This is a genomic window from Phyllobacterium sp. 0TCS1.6A (genome assembly GCF_026420825.1).
Lineage (GTDB): Bacteria > Pseudomonadota > Alphaproteobacteria > Rhizobiales > Rhizobiaceae > Phyllobacterium.
Map to the genome: position 1 here is coordinate 145,646 of NZ_JAPMAB010000011.1, position 17,163 is coordinate 162,808.

19 protein-coding genes are annotated in these 17,163 nt (G+C 60.0%); 13 read left to right on the forward strand and 6 right to left on the reverse strand.

Annotated elements, in window-relative coordinates; genetic code table 11:
• Positions 1 to 126 precede the first annotated feature (126 nt).
• Genes OSJ75_RS20650 through OSJ75_RS20660 form a run of 3 tightly spaced genes read left to right on the forward strand, consistent with a single transcriptional unit; the run spans position 127 to position 3,412 of the window.
• Entirely contained in the window at positions 127 to 978 is an 852-nt protein-coding gene (locus tag OSJ75_RS20650) for an ABC transporter permease (RefSeq protein ID WP_250014709.1), read from the forward strand.
• 1 nt (position 979) lies between these two features.
• The gene (locus OSJ75_RS20655) at positions 980 to 1,720 is read left to right on the forward strand and encodes an ABC transporter ATP-binding protein (RefSeq protein ID WP_267229326.1); all 741 of its coding nucleotides are present in this window, start codon (positions 980 to 982) and stop codon (positions 1,718 to 1,720) included.
• A gap of 12 nt (positions 1,721 to 1,732) precedes the next feature.
• Positions 1,733 to 3,412: a methyltransferase type 11 gene (locus OSJ75_RS20660; protein WP_267229327.1), complete on the forward strand. Its 1,680-nt coding sequence runs from the start codon at positions 1,733 to 1,735 to the stop codon at positions 3,410 to 3,412.
• 12 nt (positions 3,413 to 3,424) lie between these two features.
• On the opposite strand, the gene OSJ75_RS20665 is transcribed toward OSJ75_RS20660, so the two are convergent.
• The gene (locus OSJ75_RS20665; protein WP_267229328.1) at positions 3,425 to 4,249 is read right to left on the reverse strand and encodes a glycosyltransferase family 2 protein; all 825 of its coding nucleotides are present in this window, start codon (positions 4,247 to 4,249) and stop codon (positions 3,425 to 3,427) included.
• A 178-nt stretch (positions 4,250 to 4,427) separates the two neighbouring features.
• Between OSJ75_RS20665 and rfbA the strand changes: the two genes are divergently transcribed.
• Genes rfbA through rfbD form a run of 4 tightly spaced genes read left to right on the forward strand, consistent with a single transcriptional unit; the run spans position 4,428 to position 7,849 of the window.
• On the forward strand, positions 4,428 to 5,306 hold the full coding sequence (gene rfbA, locus OSJ75_RS20670; protein WP_250014701.1) for a glucose-1-phosphate thymidylyltransferase RfbA: 879 nt from the start codon (positions 4,428 to 4,430) through the stop codon (positions 5,304 to 5,306).
• Positions 5,307 to 5,308: 2 nt separating this feature from the next.
• Positions 5,309 to 5,860: a dTDP-4-dehydrorhamnose 3,5-epimerase gene (rfbC, locus tag OSJ75_RS20675; protein ID WP_250014698.1), complete on the forward strand. Its 552-nt coding sequence runs from the start codon at positions 5,309 to 5,311 to the stop codon at positions 5,858 to 5,860.
• A 10-nt stretch (positions 5,861 to 5,870) separates the two neighbouring features.
• Positions 5,871 to 6,953: a dTDP-glucose 4,6-dehydratase gene (gene rfbB, locus OSJ75_RS20680; RefSeq protein WP_267229329.1), complete on the forward strand. Its 1,083-nt coding sequence runs from the start codon at positions 5,871 to 5,873 to the stop codon at positions 6,951 to 6,953.
• Positions 6,950 to 7,849, forward strand: coding sequence for a dTDP-4-dehydrorhamnose reductase (rfbD, locus tag OSJ75_RS20685; RefSeq protein ID WP_267229330.1), 900 nt, complete (start codon positions 6,950 to 6,952; stop codon positions 7,847 to 7,849). The genes rfbB and rfbD overlap by 4 nt, the downstream gene beginning before the upstream one ends.
• A 34-nt stretch (positions 7,850 to 7,883) precedes the next feature.
• Here the strand turns inward: rfbD and OSJ75_RS20690 are convergent, their stop codons facing one another.
• Positions 7,884 to 8,594: a L,D-transpeptidase gene (locus OSJ75_RS20690; protein ID WP_267229331.1), complete on the reverse strand. Its 711-nt coding sequence runs from the start codon at positions 8,592 to 8,594 to the stop codon at positions 7,884 to 7,886.
• A gap of 331 nt (positions 8,595 to 8,925) precedes the next feature.
• Here OSJ75_RS20690 and OSJ75_RS20695 point away from each other — a divergent pair, with 331 nt between their 5' ends.
• From OSJ75_RS20695 to OSJ75_RS20715, 5 genes are all read left to right on the forward strand, one after another.
• Positions 8,926 to 9,804, forward strand: a complete 879-nt coding sequence (locus OSJ75_RS20695) for a branched-chain amino acid aminotransferase (RefSeq protein WP_250014689.1) — start codon at positions 8,926 to 8,928, stop codon at positions 9,802 to 9,804.
• Positions 9,805 to 9,957: 153 nt separating this feature from the next.
• On the forward strand, positions 9,958 to 10,557 hold the full coding sequence (locus OSJ75_RS20700) for a superoxide dismutase (RefSeq protein WP_267229332.1): 600 nt from the start codon (positions 9,958 to 9,960) through the stop codon (positions 10,555 to 10,557).
• Between the two features lie 225 nt (positions 10,558 to 10,782).
• Positions 10,783 to 11,145, forward strand: coding sequence for a hypothetical protein (locus OSJ75_RS20705; RefSeq protein WP_267229333.1), 363 nt, complete (start codon positions 10,783 to 10,785; stop codon positions 11,143 to 11,145).
• A gap of 196 nt (positions 11,146 to 11,341) precedes the next feature.
• Positions 11,342 to 11,794: a c-type cytochrome gene (locus tag OSJ75_RS20710; protein WP_267229334.1), complete on the forward strand. Its 453-nt coding sequence runs from the start codon at positions 11,342 to 11,344 to the stop codon at positions 11,792 to 11,794.
• A gap of 11 nt (positions 11,795 to 11,805) precedes the next feature.
• Positions 11,806 to 12,729, forward strand: coding sequence for a cytochrome c (locus tag OSJ75_RS20715; RefSeq protein WP_267229335.1), 924 nt, complete (start codon positions 11,806 to 11,808; stop codon positions 12,727 to 12,729).
• Positions 12,730 to 12,739: 10 nt separating this feature from the next.
• On the opposite strand, the gene OSJ75_RS20720 is transcribed toward OSJ75_RS20715, so the two are convergent.
• From OSJ75_RS20720 to msrB, 3 genes are all read right to left on the reverse strand, one after another.
• The gene (locus tag OSJ75_RS20720) at positions 12,740 to 13,078 is read right to left on the reverse strand and encodes a metallophosphoesterase (protein WP_250014677.1); all 339 of its coding nucleotides are present in this window, start codon (positions 13,076 to 13,078) and stop codon (positions 12,740 to 12,742) included.
• Between the two features lie 79 nt (positions 13,079 to 13,157).
• Entirely contained in the window at positions 13,158 to 15,260 is a 2,103-nt protein-coding gene (locus OSJ75_RS20725) for a S9 family peptidase (RefSeq protein ID WP_267229336.1), read from the reverse strand.
• Positions 15,261 to 15,448: 188 nt separating this feature from the next.
• Positions 15,449 to 15,853, reverse strand: coding sequence for a peptide-methionine (R)-S-oxide reductase MsrB (gene msrB / locus OSJ75_RS20730; protein WP_250014673.1), 405 nt, complete (start codon positions 15,851 to 15,853; stop codon positions 15,449 to 15,451).
• Between the two features lie 393 nt (positions 15,854 to 16,246).
• On the opposite strand from msrB, the gene OSJ75_RS20735 reads away from it, so the two are divergent.
• Complete coding sequence (locus OSJ75_RS20735; RefSeq protein ID WP_250014671.1) at positions 16,247 to 16,684, forward strand: MucR family transcriptional regulator; 438 nt, start codon at positions 16,247 to 16,249, stop codon at positions 16,682 to 16,684.
• Between the two features lie 72 nt (positions 16,685 to 16,756).
• Here OSJ75_RS20735 and OSJ75_RS20740 read toward each other — a convergent pair whose 3' ends face one another.
• Positions 16,757 to 17,047, reverse strand: a complete 291-nt coding sequence (locus tag OSJ75_RS20740; protein WP_250014669.1) for a cytoplasmic protein — start codon at positions 17,045 to 17,047, stop codon at positions 16,757 to 16,759.
• Between the last annotated feature and the right edge of the window lie 116 nt (positions 17,048 to 17,163).

Consider the following 17,163-nt stretch of genomic DNA (forward strand, 5'->3'; position numbering starts at 1 on the left):
GGTGCCAAGGAAGAGGTGCGCTGTTGACTTGTGGGATTTATTTCTTCAGGTACGGCGATCCATCTTGTTTTGGTATAGAAGGCGTCCGGATTTGATCGAGACCAGCATACACCACCAGGGCCAGGCATGAGTGTCGAAACCTATCGGGAACGAGAAAGCGATCGCGAAGACCTGACGCTGCCGACGACGGGTATTGCCGTCGCCTGGCGCGATATTGTCGAGGCATTCGTCAAATACCGCCTGGCGCTGATCTTCGGCTGGCAGGATGTAGCGCAGCGCTACCGGCGTTCGCGCGTCGGCGCCTTCTGGCTGACGCTGAACATGGCCGTGTTCATCGGCGCGCTCGGTCTCATCTTCGGCACGCTGTTCCAGTCGGAGATGCACGAATTCCTGCCCTATCTTTGCGCGGGCGTCATCACATGGGGCTTTATTACGTCCTGCCTTTCCGAAGGATGCGGGGCTTTCAGCTCCTCCGAAGGCATCATATTGCAGGTCCGCATGCCGCTGTTCACCCATATATTGCGCGCACTCTGGCGCAACATGATCATCTTCGGCCATAATATCGTGATCTTTCCCGTCCTCCTTCTGATCATGGGAAAAGGCGTCACTTTCAGCGTGCTCTGGTCGATACCCGGCTTCCTGCTGCTCTGCGTCAACCTCGCCTGGATCATGCTGGTCCTGGCCATAGTCTGCGCCCGGTTCCGCGACATGACGCAGGTGGTCACCAACGTGCTGCAGGTCCTGTTCTACGCCACGCCTATCATGTGGATGGTGAAGATATTGCCGGACCATGTCTCGCGGGCATTCATCGAATGGAACCCCTTCGCCCACTTCATCGAGCTGGTCAGGGCGCCACTGCTCGGCACGTCGCCCACCCTGCTCAACTGGGGCGTCGCCGGCGGAATTGCGATCATCGGCTGGCTGGCCGCCATCGCATTCTTCGGCAAGTATCGTTGGCGCGTAGCGTATTGGTTGTAAAATGAGCTCCATCCGACTTCAGAATGTCAGTGTCGAATTCCCGATCTACAATTCCTCAAGCCGCTCGCTCAAGAATCGTGTCCTGAGCATCGCCACCGGCGGAAAGATCGAACGGCGTAGCGATGGGTTGATCATCGTGCGCGGCCTGGACGACGTGTCCCTGCAATTCAACGACGGCGATCGCGTCGGCCTCATCGGCCATAATGGCTCGGGCAAGACGACATTGCTCCGCGTGCTCTCCGGCATCTACACGCCGACGCGGGGCAGCGCGCTCATCCGCGGCCATGCGGTGTCGCTGATCAATATCAATCTCGGCATCGACCCCGACGCGACGGGTCGCGAGAACATCCGCCTTCGCTCGGCCATGATGGGGATGGAGCCGAAGGAAATCGCGGAGAAATTCGAGCAGATCGCGGAATTCTCCGGCCTGGGCGAGTTTCTCGACGTGCCGTTCAGAACCTACTCCTCGGGCATGCAGCTGCGCCTCGCCTTCGCCACTTCCACGGCCGTGCGGCCGGAAATACTCATCATGGATGAGTGGCTGTCGACGGGCGACGAGGATTTCAAGGAACGGGCCAATCAGCGCATGCGGGAACTGGTCGATTCGACCAAGATCCTCGTCCTTGCCAGCCATTCCAAGGAACTGATGCTGAAGAACTGCAACAGGGTGATCTGGCTCGAACATGGCCGCGTCAAGGTGGATGGCACTCCGGATGAGGTGCTGCCGGCCTATTTCGGCTGAGAAAGCAGTTCGATGGGGAAACTGAACAATCGTCTGACGCAGATCGTCAATGCCCTGCGCTATGTCGGGCGTGGTGATTTTTCCGGCCTGCTGAAGCGCCTGGACTGGTATCGGCGCGAACATGCGGTGGTGAAGGTGCGCAAGCGCCTGGCGGGCGATGGCGGTTCGACCTGGGGCATCCTCTGCACGCCGCACACGGAATTCATCGCCAATGCGATCTCCGCGCGGCTCGCAGCCCATGGCATGGGCAGCGAGGTCATAATTGGCCAGCTCGACCGTTTCGACCATGCCTTCTACATCGTCCTTTGCCCGCAAATGTTCAAAAGCCTGCCGCCGGCGGACAAGCGGGTGGTGTTCCAGCTGGAACAGCATGTGAGTTCGCGCTGGTTCACGCCGGAATATTTCAGGATATTGCGGGAATCGTTGGGCGTTCTCGACTATTCGCTGTCCAATATTGCGTTCCTCGCCCAGCACAAGGTGAAATATCCGACCGTGCATTATCTGCCGATCGGGGCGGTGACCGGCGGCGCGACGGGTATGGACACGGCCAAGAAGTACGATTTCGTCTTCTATGGCGACAGCCTGAGCTCCGAACGGCGCAGGGCGTTCCTGAAGCAACTCCAGTCGCGCTACTCGGTGAAGATCTGCAACGAGGTCTTTGGCGAGGAGATGTATGAAATCATCCGTTCGGCAAGGGCGGTCATCAACATCCACTATTACGAGGGCGCGCTGCTGGAGATGCCGCGCATATGCGAATGTATCTCGCTCGGCGTACCAATCCTTTCCGAGAGTTCGCGCGACCGGCACGATTATCCGGAGCTGGCGGGGGCAGTGAGGTTCTTCGAGGAAGGCTCGATAGAAGCGATGATGAGCGCGGCGCAAGCCATGCTCGACGATATCGACACCATGAATGCGACCATCGGCGGCGTCGTTGCCGCCAGCGCCGGCCGTTTCAACTTCATGTTCGACCGCTTCCTTGGCGCCCTGGGCATGCTGCCGGCGAATGTCGTGCTGGAAACACCGATCTACCTTCGCGAGAAAAGCAGTTTCCTGGCGCTCTCCCTTCCGGAGACGGTCGAGCGCCGGCAGGCGATCACCGAGGCTCTGCCCGAGGGCTGCGTCATCTTCGACGGAATAAGAAACAGTCTCGGCTGGGTCGGCTGCGGCAGCAGCTTCACCGCCTTGTCGCGCTATGCGCTCGACAACGGCATGAAAAGATTGATCGTCATCGAGGACGACATACTCCTCCCCCCTGATTTTGGCCGGATACTCGGGGAGGTGATGGCCTACCTCGACACATGCGAGGGAAACTGGGACATTTTTTCCGGCGTCATGGCTGATCTTCACACCTCGGCACGCGTTCTGTCTGTCGATGACGTTGATGGCCGCACCTATGTGACCATCGACAAGATGATGAGCAATGTTTTCAATATCTACAGTGAACGCGCGCTGAAACGACTGTCGGCATGGAACCCCATGGACACGGACGCCAGCACCAATACGGTCGATCGCTACATGGAACGGCAGGACGACCTGAAGGTTGTCGTGGCGCTGCCCTTCATCGCGGGTCACCGGGAGGATGTCGCATCCACGCTCTGGGGGATCGACAATGACCGCTATGCGCCGATGATCGCGGAGGCTGAGAACAAGATCAAGGTTCTGGCCGAGAAATGGCGCGCCGCCAACCGGTAAATCGCCCCGGTCTCAAAACAGCCTGAAGCCGTGGGACCGGTAGAAGCGCGCGGCCGAAATCAGGAACTGGCGGATATGCCACCAGCCTTTTCGTCCGGCATGGCCGCCCTCATGCACGATCCGTACCATCGGCACATAGGCGGTCTTGGCGATTTGCGCGGAGCGGATCGACAGGTCGAAATCCTCGAAATAGAGGAAATAATCTTCGTCGAAGCCGCCAAGCCGGCGCAGGACCTCGCTGCGGAAGAACATGAAGCAGCCGCTCACGATCGGCGGGTTCCAGAATGTTTCGTCTTGTGTCTCGTCCCGCATTTCGTAGCGCGACAGGCGGTCATGGAATAGCGACCGGATTGGCGCCGGCGCAAAGCCCCTGAGCAAGAGATCGAAGGCCGGCGGAAAGCGCTTGCACAAATATTGCTTCCGGCCGCCCGGCCATTCTGCATGGGGAGTGACAAGTCCGCATTGCGGATTGTCGCGCATGAAGCTCAAGGCCGTGGTCAGCGCGTCGGATCGCAATTGGACATCCGGATTGAGAATGAGATGGAACTCGCCCAGCCTGTCCAGTGCCAGATTATGGCCGCGGCCGAAGCCTATATTGCCGTGCCCATGCTGAAGCCGAAGCGGTGCGCCGAATTCGATGGACCGAAGCAGCGCCGACACTTCGTCCTTGGGCGAATTGTCGATGAGGGTGACGAGGACCGCATCCGGCGCCAGCGGAACGAGTGCTTCGGCAAGGCTTTCCAGCGTCGTGCGCAGTTGCGTCGGATCGGGATCGAACGTGACGATGGAAATCGTCAGCTCAAGTCTGTCGGCAACCGCTTCGGTGCTGTCTGTCATTCCCTGTCCTTGTTCGGCCGCGCCTCGGCAATCTCTGCTGATGGCAATGATGAAGGTGTCACCAACTTTAACAGAATGTTCCGGGAGTCCGGCCCGAATATGTATTCCGCTCTGTCGCCAAAACGTGAATGCGGTGCTAAGGAGGTGCCGTTTAGCTGAATTGGACAAGGGAATCTAGATGAAGGGTATTATTCTGGCGGGCGGCAGCGGCACGAGGCTCTACCCCCTGACGATAGCAGTGTCGAAGCAGATACTTCCGATCTACGACAAACCCATGATCTATTATCCACTGAGCGTGCTCATGCTTGCGGGCATCCAGGACATATTGATCATCTCCACGCCGCACGACCTGCCGCTGTTCCAGAAGCTGCTGGGCGATGGCAGCGAATTCGGCGTCAATTTCGCCTATGCCGAACAGCCGCAACCCAATGGCCTTGCGGAAGCCTTCATCATCGGCCGCGAATTCATCGGCAATGACAGCGTGGCGATGATCCTCGGCGACAATATCTATTTCGGCGACGGCCTGTCGAAACTTTGCCAGACATCCGCCGCGGTGAAGAAAGGCGGCTCCGTGTTCGCCTATCATGTCGACGATCCCCATCGCTATGGCGTCGTGGAATTCGAAAGCAAGACCGGAAAGGCCATCTCCATCGAGGAGAAGCCGGAAAAGCCGAAATCCCATTGGGCGGTCACCGGGCTTTATTTCTACGACAATCAGGTGGTGGACATCGCCCATTCGATCGAGCCTTCGGCCCGGGGCGAGCTGGAGATTACCACCGTCAACAATATCTATCTCGAACGCGGCGAATTGAGCGTGCGGCAGCTCGGCCGGGGCTATGCCTGGCTGGACACCGGCACCCATGACAGCCTGCATGAAGCCTCGTCATTCGTGCGTACGATCGAGAAGCGCCAGGGCATCAAGATCGCCTGTCCGGAGGAGATCGGCCTGGAAAAGGGCTGGCTGAACGGTGAAGCCGTGCTGGAGCGAGCGGCCAAGCTTGGAAAAACCGAATATGCAGCCTATCTACGCCGGCGTGTCGATGAATTAGGGATGTGACAATGCAAGTACGGTCGCTCGGGCTCGAGGGAGTCCTCGAAATAACACCGCGCAAATTCGGCGATCATCGCGGGTTCTTGTCGGAAACCTATAATGAGAAGTCGTTCGCCGAGGCCGGCATCAACCTGCAATTCGTCCAGGACAATCATTCCCATTCCGCGGCGAAGGGCGTCCTGCGCGGCTTGCACTATCAATTGCCGCCACGGGCGCAGAACAAGCTCGTCCGTGTCGTCCGCGGCTCCATATTGGACGTCGTCGTCGACATCCGCAAAAGCTCGCCCACCTTCGGCAAATGGGTTTCGCTCGAAGTATCGGCCGAGAAGTGGAACCAGATCCTGGTGCCGGCGGGCTTCGCCCATGGTTTCGTCACGCTCGTCGAACATACCGAGGTCGTCTATAAGGTGACTGATTATTATTCGCCCGAGCATGATCGGTCGATCTTGTTCAGTGATGCCGCGATCGGCATCGACTGGCCGCTTCCGGCATCGGAGTTTGCGCTCTCGGACAAGGATCGCAACGCTCCGCTGCTCGGTGCCGCTGAAGTTTTCGCTTGAGGATCATGAAATGAACATTCTTGTCACTGGTGGTGCTGGTTTCATCGGATCGGCGGTTTGCCGGCATCTTGCCGCCAATCGCGCGATCAATGTGGTGAATCTCGACAAGCTTACCTATGCCGGCAATCTCGCATCGCTGCGGCAGATCGAAAACCATCCGAACTACCAGTTCGCCGAAGGCGACATTTGCGACGATGTTTCCGTTCTCGACATTCTGCGCAACAACCAGATCGATGTGATCATGCATCTGGCGGCGGAGAGCCATGTCGATCGTTCCATCGACGGGCCGGCGGCCTTCATCGAAACCAATATCGTCGGCACGTTCCGCCTGCTCAACGCGGCGCTGACCTATTGGCGCGAATTGCCGGACGAGCGCAAATCCCGCTTCCGCTTCCACCATATCTCGACCGACGAGGTTTTCGGCGATCTGCCCTTCGACAGCGGTATCTTCACCGAGGAAACGCCCTACAATCCGTCTTCGCCCTATTCGGCCTCCAAGGCAGCTTCCGACCATCTGGTGCGGGCATGGCACGAAACCTACGGTCTGCCGGTGGTCCTGTCCAATTGCTCCAACAATTACGGGCCCTTCCATTTCCCGGAAAAGCTCATTCCGCTGGTGATCCTCAACGCGCTGGATGAAAAGCCCCTGCCGGTCTATGGGGCCGGGGCCAATGTCCGCGACTGGCTGTTCGTCGAGGATCATGCCCGGGCGCTGGAACTGGTGGCGACACAGGGCAAGCTCGGCGAGAGCTATAATATTGGCGGCCGCTCGGAGCGCACCAATCTCGACGTGGTCAAGACGATCTGCGCGGTTCTCGATCGCAAGCGCCCGCGCGCCAATGGCAAGCCCTATGCCGATCTGATCAATTTCGTCACCGATCGCCCCGGCCATGATCGCCGCTACGCCATCGATGCCTCGAAGATCGAGCGCGAACTGGGCTGGACCCCGCAGGAGACGTTCGAGAGCGGCCTCGACAAGACGGTGCAATGGTATCTCGACAATGAATGGTGGTGGCAGCCGATCCGCAGCGGCCGCTACGCCGGAGAGCGTCTCGGCGGCGCAGACGCGAAGGCCAAAGCCGGGGCCGCATGAAGATACTGGTCACCGGAAAGGAAGGGCAGGTTGTCCAAAGCCTTCTGGAGCGGTCGGCAGCCCGCCCCGACCTGCAGGTGCCCGACCTGCAGGTGATTGCGGTCGGTCGGCCGGAACTCGATCTGTCTCGCCCCGATAGCGTCAGGGCGGCGATCGAGGCCGCAAGGCCCGACATCGTGGTCTCGGCGGCGGCCTATACGGCCGTCGACCAGGCGGAGGACGAGCCGGAACTCGCCTTCGCGGTCAATGCCATAGGTGCCGGAGCGGTTGCTGCCGCGGCGCAGGCCTGCGGCGCGCCCGTCATTCACCTGTCGACGGATTACGTGTTCTCCGGCGATGCGCCCTCGGCCTATGCCGAAACCGATGCCGTGGCGCCGAAAAGTTCCTATGGGCGCTCCAAGCTTGAAGGCGAGCGCCTCGTCGCAGCGGCCAATGCGCGCCACATCATCCTGCGCACGGCGTGGATTTTCAGCCCTTTCGGCAGGAATTTCGTCAAGACGATGCTGAAACTGGCTGAAACGCGCGACGGGCTGTCGGTCGTTTGCGACCAATGGGGCAATCCGACCAGCGCGCTCGATATTGCCGATGCGATCATCCATGTCGTCGATCGTCTCGGCAATGAGCCGGGCTTCGCCGATTATGGCATTTACCATCTGGCGGGCAGCGGCGATGTCAACTGGAGCGGTTTTGCCCGCGCCATCTTCGAAGAAAGCGCCGAAAGAGGCGGTCCGGTGGCCGATGTAGCCGATATCGCCACCGCCGATTATCCGACCAAGGCGGCCCGCCCGGCAAATTCCCGCCTTTCGACGGCCAAACTGCAAAAGCGCTTCGGCTTCACCATGCCGGACTGGCGCGTTTCGCTCGCCGATGTGGTCGAAAGACTGGTAAAGGCGTAGCAAAAAGGGGGCAACTCGGCCCCCCATTGCGGCATCAGATGACGACGATCGGCGTCTTGTTCGGGACGCGGTCGTAGAGATCGATGATATCCTGGTTGAGGAAGCGCACGCAGCCGGACGAAACCGCCTTGCCAATCGACCACCATTCCGGCGATCCGTGCAGGCGATAGAGCGTATCCTCGCCATTCTGGAAAATATAAAGCGCGCGCGAGCCGAGCGGATTGTTGAGCCCGGGCTGCATGCCGCCATTTGCGGCGCTGTATTGCGCGAGTTCCGGCTGGCGGGCGACCATCTCGTCCGGCGGCGTCCATTTCGGCCAGTGGCGCTTCCACTGGATCACGGCCCGGCCCGACCAGGCAAAGCCGTCGCGGCCGATACCGACGCCATAGCGGATAGCCTCGCCATTCTCGCGAACGAGATAGCAGAACTTGTTCTGCGTATCGACGACGATGGTGCCCGGCTGCTCGCCGGTGGGGTCCCTGACGATCTGGCGCAGGTAACGCTTGTCCATCTTGCTGATCGGGATCGCCGGCAGGAGGAAGCCGCCATCCTCGCGGGCGGCATACATCGCCTCGAAGGAGCCAAGAGCCGGATCGACATCCGTCTGCGGCGTGAGGGGATTGCCATAATCGTCGACGCGGATGACCGGCATATCGCTGCGGATCTGCGCGCAACCTGCAAGACCGGCTGCAGCTGTTGCAGTCAGTGCGGTGAGGAAGCCGCGGCGGGAAAGTGTGTTTTGCATCTTACAACCAGATTGGTGGCGGGATAGGGATTGGATCGAACCGCGCCCTAAACGCACAATGAATATGGCAGAGCGCCGTTGACAATAGGGCGCAAACAAGGCGGGGTTGAACCTGTTGCCCATGTGCAACAAAAAGGCGAGGGTGGGCGGCCCTGGCCGGGACAAAGGCGATAAATACTTCGTGAGACGTAAGCTTGTAACATGCCTCGGCGCTGTCATGGCCTGAGCCGCCCTTGCATCTGATTCGGCCTGTCCGTCGCTGAGAAGCATTGACCTTCGGCGCAAATGCGATTTCGATGGGCGAACCAACAGCATGAATGGAATCAATATCATGGCAATCAATACCGCAGCGCAAACCCTGACCTGGACCTATGTCGATGGCGATTGGTTCGAGGGCAATGTGCCGCTCATCGGTCCGCGCAGCCATGCCATGTGGCTCGCTTCGACGGTGTTCGACGGCGCGCGCTGGTTTGAAGGCGTCGCGCCGGATCTCGACCGCCACTGCGCGCGCGTCAACAATTCGGCGACCGCGCTCGGGCTCAAGCCGACAATGGGCGTGGACGAGATCGTCGGCCTTACCCATGAGGGGCTGAAGAAGTTCGACGGCAAGACCGCCGTCTACATCAGGCCGATGTACTGGGGCGAACATGGCGGCTATATGGGCGTGCCGGCCGATCCGGAATCCACCCGTTTCTGCCTTTCGATCTACGAGGCGCCGATGCTGGAGCCGACGGGTTTCTCGCTGACGGTGTCGCCCTTCCGCCGTCCGACGCTCGAAACCATGCCGACCAATGCCAAGGCCGGCTGTCTGTACCCCAATAATGGCCGCGCCATCCTGGAGGCCCGCTCGCGCGGTTTCGACAATGCGCTGGTGCTCGACATGCTGGGCAATGTCGCCGAGACCGGGACATCGAATATCTTCCTCGTCAAGGACGGGCACATCTTCACGCCGGCGCCGAATGGGACCTTCCTTTCCGGCATAACGCGCTCCCGGGTCATCGACGTGCTGGCCGATTATGGCTTCCGCACCACGCAGACGACCCTGACGGTGCAGGACTTCCTTGATGCCGACGAAATCTTCTCGACCGGGAACCATTCCAAGGTCGTTCCCGTTTCCCGCATCGAGGACCGCGAGCTCGCATTGGGGCCGATCACGCGGAAGGCGAGGGAGCTTTATTGGGAATTCGCCCACTCGACCCCGAAAATTTAACCAACAGGCCGATAGAGACGAAATATTGATCCGCCCCGCATTGCTCCCGTGGAATTTGGGACCTATGTAACGAAGGCAGGTTTTGTCAGGATGGGGACCTGTTGCCTGTGGCCTTCCCATGCTGTCACAGATTGAATCGAAGAGGAGACTTCCATGGCTTTCGAATTGCCCGCACTGCCGTATGATTATGATGCGCTCGCACCCTACATGTCGCGCGAGACGCTCGAATTTCACCACGACAAGCACCACAAGGCGTATGTTGACAACGGCAACAAACTGGCCGCCGAAGCCGGTCTCGACAATCTTTCTCTCGAAGAGATCGTCAAGCAGTCCTATGGCAAGAATGCCGGCCTGTTCAACAATGCCGGCCAGCACTACAATCATCTGCATTTCTGGAACTGGCTGAAGAAGGGCGGCGGCGGCAACAAGCTTCCCGGCGCCCTCGAAAAGGCAGTGGAATCCGATCTCGGCGGCTACGACAAGTTCCGCGCGGACTTCATCAATGCCGGCACCACCCAGTTCGGCTCCGGCTGGGCCTGGCTCGCAGTCAAGGACGGCAAGCTGGAAATCTCCAAGACGCCGAACGGCGAGAGCCCGCTGGTTCATGGCGCGACGCCGATCCTCGGTGTCGATGTGTGGGAACATTCCTACTATATCGACTATCGCAATGCCCGCCCGAAATATCTCGAGGCCTTCGTCGACAATCTCATCAACTGGGATTACGTGCTCGAACAGTACGAAAAGGCGAAGTAAGCTCCGGCCGATCGCTTCAAGAAAAGGCTCCTGCCCGGCAGGGGCCTTTTTGCTTTCCGGCACCTGTTCAACGGGTTTTTTCCCGGCTGTTTCCCCCAAAGTGGTCATCGCCCTCGGCTTGCCATATTGCTCGTTCATCCCAGGTTCAGAGGATGCGACTAAAGTTGTGTTCTTAGGGACTAACGAGTCGAGTGCCTACGCAAGCGGGCAGTCACTGGAGGAAAGATGAGAAAGCTGATTTCAGCAATTTGTGCTGTCTTGATATCGGTTGGAACTCTCGGCCTTGGAGCTGGCGCGGCAGGCGCCGCCCCCGCAGCGCTGCAAAAGCCGGTGGAAATATCGGCCAATGAGGGCACCAGCCAGGTTCAGAAAGTAGATCATCGGCGCTGGCATCACCGGCGTCATTGGGACGATCGCCGCTGGCATCACCGCCGTCATTGGGACGACCGCCGGTGGTCGCGCCGCCACCACCATCGCCGGTGGGACAGGCATGACCGTCGCTATTACGGCCGCCACCATCGCTGGGACCGCCGTTACTACGACCGGCCCTATCGCCACACCGGATCGAGAATCATTCTCGAGCTCTGATGAAATAGCCCCGTTGCAGCGGGGCTATTTTTTTGCCGGACATTGATGCCATTGCCGTGGACCGACCGGTGGCGCTCACTTTGAACGGCAACGAAAATGTGATTTTCTCCAACGTGCAAACGGCGATCTTTCAATTAAACTGCCGCCGATGCCCTTGAAGCCATTGTTACAGCCACAAGAGTCGGAGTTCCCCACCATGCAGTCTTCCCGCCTGATCGCCCTCATTCTCGCGCTTGCACTTGCCCTGTCGGCCGCTTCGGCCGCCACTGCCGATCCGATAACCGAGCGCCAGGCGCTGATGAAGGACCAGGGCCGCGCCGTCGGCACAGTGACGCCCATCATGAAGGGCGAGAAGCCGTTCGACGCCGCCATTGTCCAGAGCGCGTTGAAAAAGCTGAACGACGATGCGCAGAAGATCGACGCCGCCACGCTTTTCCCCGCCGGCACCGACAAGGGCGACACCACCGCCTCGCCGAAGATCTGGGAGGACAATGCCGGTTTCGTCGCCGCGATCGAAAAGTACAAGGCCGATACGGCAGCAGCCGTCGCCGCCGACCCGAAGGATCTCGAAAGCTTCAAGACCGCGTTCAGCCAGGTCTCCAAGAATTGCGGCACCTGCCACCAGACCTACCGCATCAAGAAGGACTGAGCTGAGGCCGCATGCGCAAGCTCGCAATGCTCCTGATCGTGCTTCTCCTCGTCGCCGGAGGTGGCTTCTGGCTGCTCTCGGCGCCGACACGGCTCGAGCCGCAGCTTCTTGCCGCCGCCCAGCCGGGCGATGCGACGCGCGGCGAGGCGGTGTTCTGGCAGGGCGGCTGCGCCTCCTGCCATGCGGCGCCGGGCGCGAGCGGCGATGCAAGGCGCGTCCTTGCGGGCGGCGTGCAGCTGGTGACCGATTTCGGCACTTTCGTCGCGCCCAATATCTCGCCATCGCCGCAGGGCATCGGCGGCTGGTCGTTCGAGGACCTTGCCAATGCCATGATGAAGGGCGTCGCGCCGGACGGCCGGCATTTTTATCCGGCCTTTCCCTATGCGTCCTATGCCCGCATGCAGGTGCAGGATATCGCCGATCTCCACGCTTTCCTGCAGACCCTGCCGCCCTCCGATCACGTCGCGGAGCCGCACCGGCTGAAATTCCCCTATACGCTGCGCCGCGGCATCGGCCTGTGGAAGCGGCTCTATCTTTCGAGCCAGCCGGCCGTCACCCTTGCCAGCGCCGACGAGGCCGTCAAACGCGGCCAGTATCTGGTCGAGGGTCCAGGACATTGCGGCGAGTGCCACACGCCGCGCGACGGCTTCGGCGGGCTCGACACGTCGCGCTGGATGGCGGGCGCGCCGTCGCCGGAGGGCAAGGGCGTCATTCCGAACATTACCGGCGGCGAGGGCGGCATCGACAGCTGGTCGGCGCAGGATATCGCCTATGCGCTGGAAAGCGGCTTCACGCCGGATTTCGATTCGCTCGGCGGGTCGATGGCCGACGTGGTGCAGAACATGTCGCATGTCTCGGCCGCCGACAGGGAGGCGATAGCCGCCTATCTCAAGGCCATTCCGGCGCATCCGAACGGCTATCCCGCCACGCGCTAGCGCGAATTGATCAGCGCCGCTCGCAGCCGATCAGCACCGAATTGCCGTCCACATATTTGCTGCGCATCGTATAAAGCCAGCCGCGGCATTCGGCCAGGGTCTCGAAGCAGCGATAGCGCGAGATCGTTGCGGTATCGCCGCCGAAGGACAGGATCGGGTTGTCGGTCGTGCCCGTATAGCGGCCGATGACGATTCCCGAGCCACGCCGCGGCGGATTGCAGCGGCGTCCCGCATATTCGCTGACATTCTTGCGCACGGCAGCATCGGCCTGGTCGAGGCCGATGGTCGGTATGGCGGGATTGACCAGCGCGCCGGACGCGATCAACACAGCAAAAACAGCCTTTCGCATCATCGTCTCCCGTTCAAGGCAACCCAGGTAGCCCAGGCAACCCGGGGAGCGCCGGTTGGTTCGCCGCTCCCGATCATTTTCATGCGCCGGCCTTGCCAACCAGTTTCAGCGCGAAGGCATAGACATAGGCGATCTCTTCCAGCCGCGAGAACCGGCCCGAGGCGCCCGCATGGCCGGCATCCATGTTGATGCGGAACAGAACGGGATTGTCGTCGGTCTTCACTTCGCGCAGCTTCGCCACCCATTTTGCCGGCTCCCAATAGGTGACGCGCGGATCGGTGAGGCCGGCAACCGCCAAAATCGGCGGATAGGCCTGCGCCGTCACGTTATCATAGGGCGAATAGGATGCCATATAGGCATAATCGGCGGCGGAAGTGATCGGATTGCCCCATTCCGTCCATTCGGGCGGCGTGAGCGGCAGCGTATCGTCGAGCATGGTATTGATGACGTCGACGAAGGGCACTTCCGCGACGATGCCTCCGAAATTGCCCGGCGCCATGTTGGCGATGGCGCCCATCAGCATGCCGCCGGCGGAACCGCCCTGGGCAATCGTCCTGTCATGGCTGGTGAAGCCATTGGCCACGAGATGGTTGGAAGCCGCGATGAAATCCGTGAACGTGTTGCGCTTGTTGAGGCGCTTGCCGTTCTCGTACCAGTCATAGCCCTTGTCCTTGCCGCCGCGCACATGGGCAATGGCATAGACGAAGCCGCGATCGACCAGCGACAGGCAGTTCGTGCTGAAGCTCGCCGGAATGGTGATGCCATAGGAGCCATAGCCATAGAGCAGGCAGGGCGCCGTGCCGTCGAGCGGCGTATCCTTGTGGTAGACGATGGAAACCGGCACCAGCGCGCCATCCTCGGCGGGGGCGAGCAGGCGGCGCGTCACATAATCATCCGCATTGTGGCCCGAGGGCACGATCTGCGTCTTCAAGAGCCGGCGCTCGCGGGTGCGCATGTCATAGTCGAAGAGCTGCGTCGGCGTCGTCATCGAGGAATAGGAGAAGCGGATGACGTCCGTATCATATTCGGCGCTGCCATGCAGGCCGAGCGAGAACGCCTCTTCCTCGAAGGCGATGGCGTGTTCCTCGCCGCTGTGACGATCGCGGATCATGATGCGGGGCAGGCCGTCCTCGCGCTCCAGCCAGACGAGATGGTTGCGATAGGCCGAATGGGCGAGCAGCAGGCGGCCGGGCTTGTGGCTCACCACCTCCTGCCAGTTCGCCTTTTCGGGCGCATCGACCGGCGCGCTCATGATCTTGAAATCCTTGGCGCCGTCGGCATTGGTCAGGATGTAGAAGACGTCGCCGCCCTCGGCGAGGCTGTATTCGACGCCGGTCTGGCGCTCCATGACGAGTTTCGGCGCGGCGCCGGCATCATTGGCCGGCAATAGCCAGACTTCCGACGTTTCGTGGTCGTGGATGTCGATGAAGATGAAATCGTGCAGGCTGCTACCGGAAACGCCGAGGAAGAAGCCCGGATCCTTCTCCTCATGGATCAGCCGGTCCTCGCTCTCCGGCCGGCCGAGTTCATGGTAGAACAGGCGCGACGGACGATGGTTGGCGTCGACCCGCGTATAGTAGAAGCCGTCCGAGCGGGCATTCCACACGCCGCCGCCCGCAGTATCGCTGATCGTCTCGGCAGCATCGGCCAGCGTGCCGAGGTCGCGTATCTTCAACGTGTAGTATTCGGAGCCCTTGTCGTCGAAGCCCCAGATCATCTTGCTGTGATCGGGCGAATGATCGGCCGAGCCGAGGCTGAAATAGGCCTTGCCCTCCGCTTCGAGATCGCCGTCGATCAGCATGGTCTCCGCCCCGCCGTCGCGCGGCGTGCGGAAATAGCGCGGGTGCTGGCCGCCCGTCTTGTAGGACGTGCCATAGGCGAAGGGACCATCCTTGGCCGGCACGGAGGAATCATCCTCCTTGATGCGGCCCTTCATCTCGTTGAAAAGCTGGCCCTGCAAGGCCCTGGTGTCGGCCATCAGCACGGTCTGGTAGGCGTTTTCGGCGTCGAGATGCGCCCGGATCGCCGGATCGAGCGTGGCAGGATCGCGGAAGACGTCCTGCCAGTTGTCGGCGCGCAGCCAGGCATAATCATCCGTGCGGGTGATGCCGTGCCTCGTATCGCTGACTGGGTGCCGGGCGGCTGCCGGCGCGGGATGGACTGGGAAAACGGTCTTGTTCATCTGGTACTCTCGACGGAAGGGCAGCCAAGGCTGCCCGGCAAGGCGGGAGGGCGGCCGAAGCCGCCCGGCAAGGATGAAATATCCGATAGGGAGTGGACGAAACCGCCGACGCCGTCAACTAACAGTTCGGGAAACAGTTTGGGAAACAGTTCGGGAAACAGTTTCGGCCGGCTGTCGCGGCCGGCGCGTCATTCCGGCTCGAACACCAGCGCATTGCCGTTCATGCAATAGCGCAGGCCGACCGGCGGCGGGCCATCGGGGAAGACGTGGCCGAGATGCGCATCGCAGTCCGAGCACTTGATTTCCGTGCGCACCATGCCGTAGGAACGGTCCTCGACGGCGAATACGGCGTCGGGTTCGATCGGGCCGGTGAAGCTTGGCCAGCCGGTGCCGGAATCGTACTTGGTCTCGGAACGGTAGAGCGGCCGCCCGCAGCAGACGCACTTGTAGACGCCCTTGGCCTTGCTGTTGAAATTAGGGCTGGAAAATGCGCGTTCAGTGCCATGATTGCGTGTAATCTGGTACTGTTCCGGCGTAAGCTGTTCGCGCCACTGCGCATCCGACTTGACGACTTTGAATGTTCTAGTATTCATTTTGACATCCTTTCGATGCAGATGTAGGCGTCAAGACTAAAATCCGCAACATCCCTTTATTATAGAATGCTTGGGATAAGACCTGTATTTCCTCATTTTTGCCATTTTTTGTCTTAGTGGTGATTTAAGAATTCTATTTCGGTGATTGCGTGTGTATGCCGGGCAAGAGAGCGCTGTTTATTACGCGGTTGCATGGTGCCTTTCTGTTAAACTCTAGAATAACGAATGTTCGAAATATTTCTTTCTAAAATGAAGTATTGATTTGACAAATTATGCAAAATCCGAAAAAGAGTGTGCCCAACGGTAGCTGAGAATGCAAGTGTCTCAATCTTTATATTGGGTTTTTTAACTCGCTTCCGAATTTTTCAGATTAGACGAAGGAATTGGACTTTAATGACCACGTTTGACAATTCGAACAATAGCGCCAACGATGTTCTTCTCGAACTCACAGCGGAACTGGTGGCTGCTTATGTCAGCAATAATTCGGTTCCGGCGGGTGATCTTCCGAGTTTGATCGCGGATGTCCATGCCGCGCTCGGCCGCGTCAATGGCGTGACGGAAACCGTCGCCACCGTCCAGGAGAAGCCGAAGCCTGCGGTAAACCCGAAAAAGTCCGTCGCCGACGATTACATCGTCTGCCTCGAGGACGGCAAGAAATTCAAATCGCTCAAGCGCCATCTGATGACCCATTACAGCCTGACGCCGGAACAGTATCGCGAGAAGTGGGATCTGGATCCGTCCTATCCGATGGTTGCTCCGAACTATGCCGCGGCCCGTTCGCGCCTGGCCAAGAATATGGGCCTCGGCCGCAAGCGCAAGAAGGCGGCGTAAGCAACACGCCCCCGACCGCATTCACCGCATTTGGAACGGCGCCTCGCGGCGCCGTTTTTCTTTGTCCGGCCGTCACCCCTGCTGCATCGTTGCCTTCAGCCGGTCCAATGCCTGTTTCAGGCCGATATGGCGGTTGAGGTCGTAGCTCCAATGGCCGCGCTGGCCTTTCAGCCGTTCCCGTTCGATCAGCCGCTTCAGCCGGCAGCAGGTGCGCGCCTTGCTTTGCGCATCCTCGCCGATCATCTCGTCCAGATCGCCATTGAACAATATCCGTAGCGCCAGGCGCTGGCGCGCCTCGTCCGCCAGTCTCCGCCTCGCTGCGCTGAAGGCGTCGCGTTCCCTGCTCAAGCTGCTTTCGTTCATTCCAATTGCTCCTGATGTCGATGCAATGAGTATGCGCGCTGGCAGAAGTGGTAGGATAAAATTCCGCATATTTGGCACAAATAAATATTTTATCGAAGCGATAACAATAGCTTATC

Coding starts and splice junctions, on each gene's coding strand:
- OSJ75_RS20650 (WP_250014709.1), top strand. CDS start 127: ATGAGTGTCGAAACCTATCGGGAACGAGAAAGCGATCGCGAAGACCTG.
- OSJ75_RS20655 (WP_267229326.1), top strand. CDS start 980: ATGAGCTCCATCCGACTTCAGAATGTCAGTGTCGAATTCCCGATCTAC.
- OSJ75_RS20660 (WP_267229327.1), top strand. CDS start 1,733: ATGGGGAAACTGAACAATCGTCTGACGCAGATCGTCAATGCCCTGCGC.
- OSJ75_RS20665 (WP_267229328.1), bottom strand. CDS start 4,249: ATGACAGACAGCACCGAAGCGGTTGCCGACAGACTTGAGCTGACGATT.
- rfbA (WP_250014701.1), top strand. CDS start 4,428: ATGAAGGGTATTATTCTGGCGGGCGGCAGCGGCACGAGGCTCTACCCC.
- rfbC (WP_250014698.1), top strand. CDS start 5,309: ATGCAAGTACGGTCGCTCGGGCTCGAGGGAGTCCTCGAAATAACACCG.
- rfbB (WP_267229329.1), top strand. CDS start 5,871: ATGAACATTCTTGTCACTGGTGGTGCTGGTTTCATCGGATCGGCGGTT.
- rfbD (WP_267229330.1), top strand. CDS start 6,950: ATGAAGATACTGGTCACCGGAAAGGAAGGGCAGGTTGTCCAAAGCCTT.
- OSJ75_RS20690 (WP_267229331.1), bottom strand. CDS start 8,594: ATGCAAAACACACTTTCCCGCCGCGGCTTCCTCACCGCACTGACTGCA.
- OSJ75_RS20695 (WP_250014689.1), top strand. CDS start 8,926: ATGGCAATCAATACCGCAGCGCAAACCCTGACCTGGACCTATGTCGAT.
- OSJ75_RS20700 (WP_267229332.1), top strand. CDS start 9,958: ATGGCTTTCGAATTGCCCGCACTGCCGTATGATTATGATGCGCTCGCA.
- OSJ75_RS20705 (WP_267229333.1), top strand. CDS start 10,783: ATGAGAAAGCTGATTTCAGCAATTTGTGCTGTCTTGATATCGGTTGGA.
- OSJ75_RS20710 (WP_267229334.1), top strand. CDS start 11,342: ATGCAGTCTTCCCGCCTGATCGCCCTCATTCTCGCGCTTGCACTTGCC.
- OSJ75_RS20715 (WP_267229335.1), top strand. CDS start 11,806: ATGCGCAAGCTCGCAATGCTCCTGATCGTGCTTCTCCTCGTCGCCGGA.
- OSJ75_RS20720 (WP_250014677.1), bottom strand. CDS start 13,078: ATGCGAAAGGCTGTTTTTGCTGTGTTGATCGCGTCCGGCGCGCTGGTC.
- OSJ75_RS20725 (WP_267229336.1), bottom strand. CDS start 15,260: ATGAACAAGACCGTTTTCCCAGTCCATCCCGCGCCGGCAGCCGCCCGG.
- msrB (WP_250014673.1), bottom strand. CDS start 15,853: ATGAATACTAGAACATTCAAAGTCGTCAAGTCGGATGCGCAGTGGCGC.
- OSJ75_RS20735 (WP_250014671.1), top strand. CDS start 16,247: ATGACCACGTTTGACAATTCGAACAATAGCGCCAACGATGTTCTTCTC.
- OSJ75_RS20740 (WP_250014669.1), bottom strand. CDS start 17,047: ATGAACGAAAGCAGCTTGAGCAGGGAACGCGACGCCTTCAGCGCAGCG.